Origin of the sequence: Staphylococcus sp. HMSC059F04 (genome assembly GCF_001812565.1) — a bacterium.
Taxonomy (GTDB): Bacteria; Bacillota; Bacilli; order Staphylococcales; family Staphylococcaceae; genus Staphylococcus; species Staphylococcus lugdunensis.
Map to the genome: position 1 here is coordinate 66,962 of NZ_KV809464.1, position 6,405 is coordinate 73,366.

The 6,405-nt window shown below is 33.9% G+C and carries 6 protein-coding genes; 5 read left to right on the forward strand and 1 reads right to left on the reverse strand.

Annotation, left to right across the window (positions count from 1 at the left end):
• Positions 1-113: 113 nt before the first annotated feature.
• Positions 114-1,172 (forward strand): ABC transporter permease, encoded by a 1,059-nt coding sequence (locus HMPREF2864_RS02985; protein ID WP_070544993.1) that lies wholly within the window; start codon positions 114-116, stop codon positions 1,170-1,172.
• Positions 1,169-1,837: an ABC transporter ATP-binding protein gene (locus HMPREF2864_RS02990; protein WP_070572106.1), complete on the forward strand. Its 669-nt coding sequence runs from the start codon at positions 1,169-1,171 to the stop codon at positions 1,835-1,837. The genes HMPREF2864_RS02985 and HMPREF2864_RS02990 overlap by 4 nt, the downstream gene beginning before the upstream one ends.
• Before the next feature lie 90 nt (positions 1,838-1,927).
• On the opposite strand, the gene HMPREF2864_RS02995 is transcribed toward HMPREF2864_RS02990, so the two are convergent.
• Positions 1,928-2,881 (reverse strand): YdcF family protein, encoded by a 954-nt coding sequence (locus HMPREF2864_RS02995; protein ID WP_002460176.1) that lies wholly within the window; start codon positions 2,879-2,881, stop codon positions 1,928-1,930.
• 175 nt (positions 2,882-3,056) lie between these two features.
• On the opposite strand from HMPREF2864_RS02995, the gene HMPREF2864_RS03000 reads away from it, so the two are divergent.
• From HMPREF2864_RS03000 to HMPREF2864_RS03010, 3 genes are all read left to right on the forward strand, one after another.
• A complete protein-coding gene (locus HMPREF2864_RS03000) occupies positions 3,057-3,518 on the forward strand; it encodes a MarR family transcriptional regulator TcaR (protein ID WP_070544994.1) in 462 nt (153 codons plus the stop codon).
• Positions 3,519-3,615: 97 nt separating this feature from the next.
• Positions 3,616-4,989, forward strand: coding sequence for a membrane-associated protein TcaA (locus tag HMPREF2864_RS03005; RefSeq protein ID WP_070544995.1), 1,374 nt, complete (start codon positions 3,616-3,618; stop codon positions 4,987-4,989).
• Positions 4,990-5,090: 101 nt separating this feature from the next.
• Complete coding sequence (locus HMPREF2864_RS03010; protein ID WP_002478771.1) at positions 5,091-6,296, forward strand: putative multidrug effflux MFS transporter TcaB; 1,206 nt, start codon at positions 5,091-5,093, stop codon at positions 6,294-6,296.
• Positions 6,297-6,405 lie beyond the last annotated feature (109 nt).

Genomic DNA, 6,405 nt, shown 5'->3' on the forward strand with positions numbered 1-6,405 from the left:
TATTCTTTATTATACGGTGTTAAGTTATTTTGAACAAATGTCATCTAGTTCATATTCAGTTCACATTCCATAGCTATACTCAAACCATCAATTTGAAATGGAAGTGACAGATGATGAAACTTGCTTGGCGAGAAATTACATTTTATAAATTTCGCTATATATTAATTACGCTTATCATTATTTTGTTGGCCAGTATGGTGTTATTTATTACAGGGCTGGCACAAGGATTGGCACGCGAAAATATTTCATTCTTTGAACAACAACATGCACAACATTATGTGATGCAAAAGATGTCACAGCCTCAGTTGGAGAAATCTAATATTTCTGCTCAAGACACATCAAAAGTAAGAACAATATTACAGCAACAACCGACACGTTTAAAGCCACAAGTATTAACTGTTAATCAAGATTCACTTGATGTAATGACGGTTACTACTGATAAGACATTTAAACCACAATTGCAAGCTGGGACCTATCCTAAAAAAGCACACGATATAGCAATCAATAATAAATTGACTGCTAAAGGCATACAGATTGGTGATAAGGTCCATTTTAAAGGTCATTCAACTCACTATCGTGTTACAGGTATTTTAGAGAATACGATGTATGCGCATAGCTCAATGTTATGGATGACTCAAGAAGGTTTCGAACAACTGAATAAACAAGCTGCGACTGTGTTCCCAGTGAAAGATTTAAATGAGGAACAACGTTCACAACTTGCAGATGATTCTAAGTTAGAGCTTGTTAAACCAGATACATTGCAAGCAAATATAGCCAGTTATCAGGCAGAACAAGCACCGTTAAATTTAATGGTCATGAGTTTATTTGTCATTACTGCCATTGTGCTAAGTGCGTTCTTTTACGTTATGACGATTCAAAAGATTTCCCAAATTGGTATATTAAAAGCCATTGGTATTAAGACACGTCATTTACTTATAGCACTCATAGGACAAATTATGTTGATTACTTTATTTGGAGTGAGTATTGCGGTTGGTCTGATATGGAGTTTAACATTTGTTATGCCAGTAACAATGCCGTTTTATATTCATTTGACTAACATTTTAGTGATTTTGGGTGGTTTTGTCCTTGTCGCTTTAATCGGTGCGTTATTATCAATGATAAAAGTATTAAAAGTGGATCCTATAGAAGCGATTGGAGGAAATGCATCATGACTTTAAAGGTAGCTAATCTTCGTAAAACATTTGGACAAGGTGAGGCAAAAACACAAGTATTAAAAGGGATAGATTTTGAAATTGCTGATGGTAAGTTCGTTATTTTGAACGGCGCCTCTGGTTCAGGTAAAACTACATTGCTAACAATGCTGGGTGGTTTGTTAACACCAACCGAGGGGACAATTGAAGTGAATGATAAACCATTATTTTCGACACAAAGTCATAATAGTGCATTAAGGTTAACTGATATAGGCTTTATTTTTCAAGCAGCTTATTTAATACCATACTTAAGTGTCATAGAGCAATTGACATTAGTAGGTAAGGAGGCAGGACAATCTCATAATGATGCCCAACAACATGCACGTACGTTATTAAGTGATATAGGCTTAGCGCATCGGCTGGATGCTTATCCTCATATGCTATCTGGTGGAGAAAAGCAGCGTGTGGCCATTATGCGTGCTTTTATGAATCAACCGAAAATTATTTTAGCAGATGAACCCACAGCAAGTTTAGATGCTAAGCGTGCAGTACAAGTTGTTGATATGATTAAAACACAAATTAAAAGTAACCATATGATGGGAATAATGATAACCCATGATGAACGCTTATTTGCATATGCTGATAGAGTAATTCAATTATATGACGGTCAAATTGTACCAGGTTAGTCTGAATAGGCTGGGGCATAAATGTTTCTGACATGTTGAAGCAGATCATTTCTATTAAAATTTACATAGAAATGATCTGCTTCTGTATTTTTATAAGTTCAAAAGTATGGCGCTAATAAACAATAATGCAAAGTATAATGTAAGCAACAATTTATATTGATGCATCAAACCAAGGAAATCTCGAATGAGCGAACGTGCTAATAAATGACAGGGTGTTGAACTTCCAATACCTTGAACCGGTAGCCCAAACTTCTGGGCAAAGCGTAAAGCTCTAAGTATATGAAATTGACTTGTTACTACAAGGAGCTTATTTGGTTTAGGTGTCATTGCATCGATAATTGATTTACTATAAAGAAAATTTTCAGCAGTGTTTGTAGAATGTGCTTCCATGATAATAGATTGTTCCGGTACACCGTGTGAAAGAAGATAGCGTTTCATTGCTAATGCTTCAGAAATTGGTTCATCTTTACCTTGACCGCCACTGACAATGATTGTACAGTGTGATTGTTGATTGTATATTGATAGTGCTCGGTTTAAACGACTAGCTAACAAAGGTGTGACAGCTTCAGTAAAAATACCTGCACCTAACACAATAATGCCATCAAAAGTACAATGGTTTGTCATTCTGCCAAAAGCTGATGAGAAACATAAATATAATGCAAATGTTGTTAGCGTACTGATAGCAATAAGACTAAACCATATAAATAAACCGTTGAACACGGGTACATGAATTAGGCTAATATAAGCACAAGCGCAACTAAATAATAAGAGGCGATAAATATATTTCATTAATTCTTGCAATAATTGTCGACCTTGTTGCTGCTTTATAAGATAAAAATGTTTAACAAATAACACAGTAACCAGTACAATAAATAAAGAAAAATAACATAAAACAAAACTTTGTTGCCATAAATTTATTAGTACAAATGAAAAAGCTAAGATAACAGAAATAAAATAGAGACGTAATGATACAAAGGTTTGACTATTAAAGAGCGTAGGTACGATACATATAAAGGTTAAAAAAGCTATACTAATACTTAACATAAAGTAAACCTCATTATATAGATTATGTATTTAATGTAATGGAATTCAAATAACTGCGCAAATATAAAGTTGAAATTTTGTAAATAAATAAGTTTCTTTATAGCCCTATTATTGATAAAATTATTTGAATACATTATTAATTCGGACAAAAGATAGAACATTCAAGGAGCGTATCATGAGTACAATATCAAAAAGTCATATTGATTTTATGAAACAGTTTATCGATGATGTGAACACACTTACAGCTAAATTGTTCAAAGACATTCAAAATGAATACGGTATTTCAGTGGAGCAGTCTAATATTTTAAGACTATTAAGCAATCATCAGGCATTGACCATTACTGAAATCACAGAAAAACAAGGCGTAAATAAAGCTGCTGTTAGTCGACGCATAAAAAAATTAATCGATGCTAAGCTGGTTTGTCTTGAAAAGCCCAATAGTCATATTGATCAACGCTTAAAATATATCAAATTATCAACAAAAGGACAGCAATATATTGATGAGAGTAAAAATATACTTAGTCGAATTGCCAATGACATGGTCAAAGATTTTTCAAGTAACGAGATTGAACAAGCACTCAACGTGTTGTGCATCATTGACTCAAGAATAAAACAATTCAACAAGCAATTTGATTAAATATAAGATTATGATTATAAACGTGCAATACTATGGAATGACTACATAATAAAACATGTATGTGAAATGATGCTGAAAAGAGAAACGAGGTAACAATATGACTACGTGTCCTAAATGTGGTGAAGAAATAAAAAATGAACAAACCAATCATTGCCCAAACTGTGGTGCAACTATTAACGATAATGGCGAAAATAACTCAAATCAAGCTTCAAACGAGGCAACAATTCGGCTTAAGAAAATTGTACCGTGGGCAATCGGTGGGTTTATTATCATATTGTTAATTATCGTCTTTGTATTGTTAAAAAACTTTAACTCTCCTGATGCACAAGCGAAAATATTAATAAATGCGATTGATAATGATGATTCGCAAAAGGTCGCTACGATGTTAACTACACGAGATAATAAAGTCGATGAAACAGAAGCACAAACTTATATCAAATACATTAAAAAGGAAGTCGGTATGACAAAATTTATCTTTGATATAAGAGAAACAGTTGAAAAGTTAAATAAAAGCGAGACACGTGTAGCTGCTTATTTACAAACACGTGCTGGGGAAAATGTGTTACGTGTCAGCAAAAATGGTCGACGTTATTTGATTTTCAATAATATGAGTTTTACGCCGCCAACAAAAGAAGTTACGGTTAAACCTAAAGAAGATACGAAGTATGAATTTAAAGATGATGGTCGCAATAAGAAAGTCGTTGCAGAAGCGGATAAAGAAACCACTATCGGTAAATTTATACCAGGAAATTATGCAATTGACGCTAAAAAAATTACCGACAACGGTGTGTTTACTGGCTACTTGAAGTTTGATTTTAAATATGCAAATAGCAATACGGTAGATGTGAATGAAGATTTTAATGAAGCCAAAGTTCACGTTAAGATTAAAAATGGAGAACAATTAAGCCGCAGTTCATTAAAAGTAAAAATTAATGATAGAACTTGGGATTATGGCAACGCCAAAGTATATGGCCCTTATCCGAAGAATAAAGATATTACAGTGTCAGCAACTGGTAAAGTTAAAGGTAAGACATTTGAAACAGAGACAAAGTCAATCAAAGCAGATAAATTAACGGATAATACCGATGTGACAGTGTCATTTGATGATGATGATATTTCAGATTATATAGAGAAAAAGGAAAAAGAAGATAACTCGTTGAAAAATAAACTAGGTAGCTTTTTCAGCAGTTATTCATTATCATTAAATCAAGCCATAGCTCAAAGCGATTTTTCACTTGTTCATTCATTTTTGAAAAAAGGGTCTAGCAGTTATGATAAAGTACGCAAAAGTATTGCATCTAACACAAGTGCACGACTCGTGTCACCGATTATTTTAAGCGTAGATCAAACAGGCGACACGATTAAAGCTAAAGTGCAAGGTTTTGGACTCAATGGATTACCTGTTGTGAAAAATTATGTTTTAGAAGAAAGCAAAGATGACTTAGGTTATAAATTAGTTAAAGTAGATTAACAGCGCGGTGAAAGGACAGAAATCTTTTAAATATTAAAGGTTTCTGTCCTAGTTTTATCTTAATTATATTGAGAAACTTAACTATAGAAAGGTGTGATTAGGTGTCATCACAACAACGTGATAAGCAATCATTAATATTTATTATTATTTTAGGTGCACTTACGGCAATTGGGCCGTTATCGATTGATATGTTCTTGCCTGGGTTACCAGAAATTAAGCATGATTTTAATACATCGACAGCAATTTCACAATTAACCTTATCCTTATTTATGATTGGTTTAGCGCTCGGCAATTTATTTGTAGGTCCTATTTCGGACGCAATAGGTAGAAAGATGCCACTAGTAGTATCGATGTTTATCTTTACACTAGCCAGCTTTAGTATTATTTTTGTCAGTAATATATGGGTGATGATAGTACTACGCTTTGTTCAAGGGCTAACAGGGGGTGCGAGTGCTGTCATTTCCCGAGCAATAGCGAGTGATTTATATAGTGGTAAAGCACTTACCAAATTCCTAGCATTATTAATGTTAGTCAATGGCATCGCGCCGATTATCGCACCAACACTTGGTGGCATTATTTTAAGTGTGTCTATTTGGCGAACGGTCTTTATTGTACTTACTGTTTTTGGCATACTGATGCTGTTAGGTTCAGCCCTAAAAGTTACAGAATCACTGCATATTGAGCAACGTGAGACAAGTGGCATTAAAGTTATTTTTAAAAATTTTGGAAAGCTATTAGCTACACCAAAATATGTATTGCCAATGCTGATACAAGGCGTAACCTTCATCATGCTATTTAGCTATATTTCAGCATCACCGTTTCTTATTCAAAAAATATATGGTCAGTCACCATTTGCTTTTAGTCTTATCTTTGCATCGATTGGTGTTACGCTAATTATCTCAAGTCAATTAACAGGAAAATTAGTAGATTATGTTGATAGACAGCAATTATTAAGAATACTGACAGTAATCCAAATTGTAGGCGTGATTATTGTAGGTTTCGTATTAACTAATCATTGGTCATTTTGGATTTTAATCATAGGTTTGATTGTACTTGTTGCACCAGTTACAGGGGTTGCAACACTAGGTTTCGCGATTGCGATGGATGAGCGTACGACAGGATCGGGTAGTGCATCAAGTTTGCTAGGGTTACTACAGTCATTGCTAGGGGGACTTGTGACACCTCTAGTTAATTTAAAAGGTGAATATAACAGCACACCATATCTTATTATTATTTCTATTGCTGCACTTGCTTTGATGATGTTACAAATAGTTAACTACTTTGTTTTCAAAGAAAGCACAGAATAATAGTAGATACTTCGTAGCGTTTTTATATAAATAGTTGCTGACAAAGAAAATAATTGAAATAAAAAGGGAGCGGGCCAGAATTCATAATGAATTCGTAGTCCCGCCCCGA

Excerpts from the sequence above, each read along its gene's own strand:
- HMPREF2864_RS03000 (WP_070544994.1), top strand. The coding sequence starts at position 3,057 with ATGAGTACAATATCAAAAAGTCATATTGATTTTATGAAACAGTTTATC.
- HMPREF2864_RS02990 (WP_070572106.1), top strand. The coding sequence starts at position 1,169 with ATGACTTTAAAGGTAGCTAATCTTCGTAAAACATTTGGACAAGGTGAG.
- HMPREF2864_RS03005 (WP_070544995.1), top strand. The coding sequence starts at position 3,616 with ATGACTACGTGTCCTAAATGTGGTGAAGAAATAAAAAATGAACAAACC.
- HMPREF2864_RS02985 (WP_070544993.1), top strand. The coding sequence starts at position 114 with ATGAAACTTGCTTGGCGAGAAATTACATTTTATAAATTTCGCTATATA.
- HMPREF2864_RS02995 (WP_002460176.1), bottom strand. The coding sequence starts at position 2,881 with ATGTTAAGTATTAGTATAGCTTTTTTAACCTTTATATGTATCGTACCT.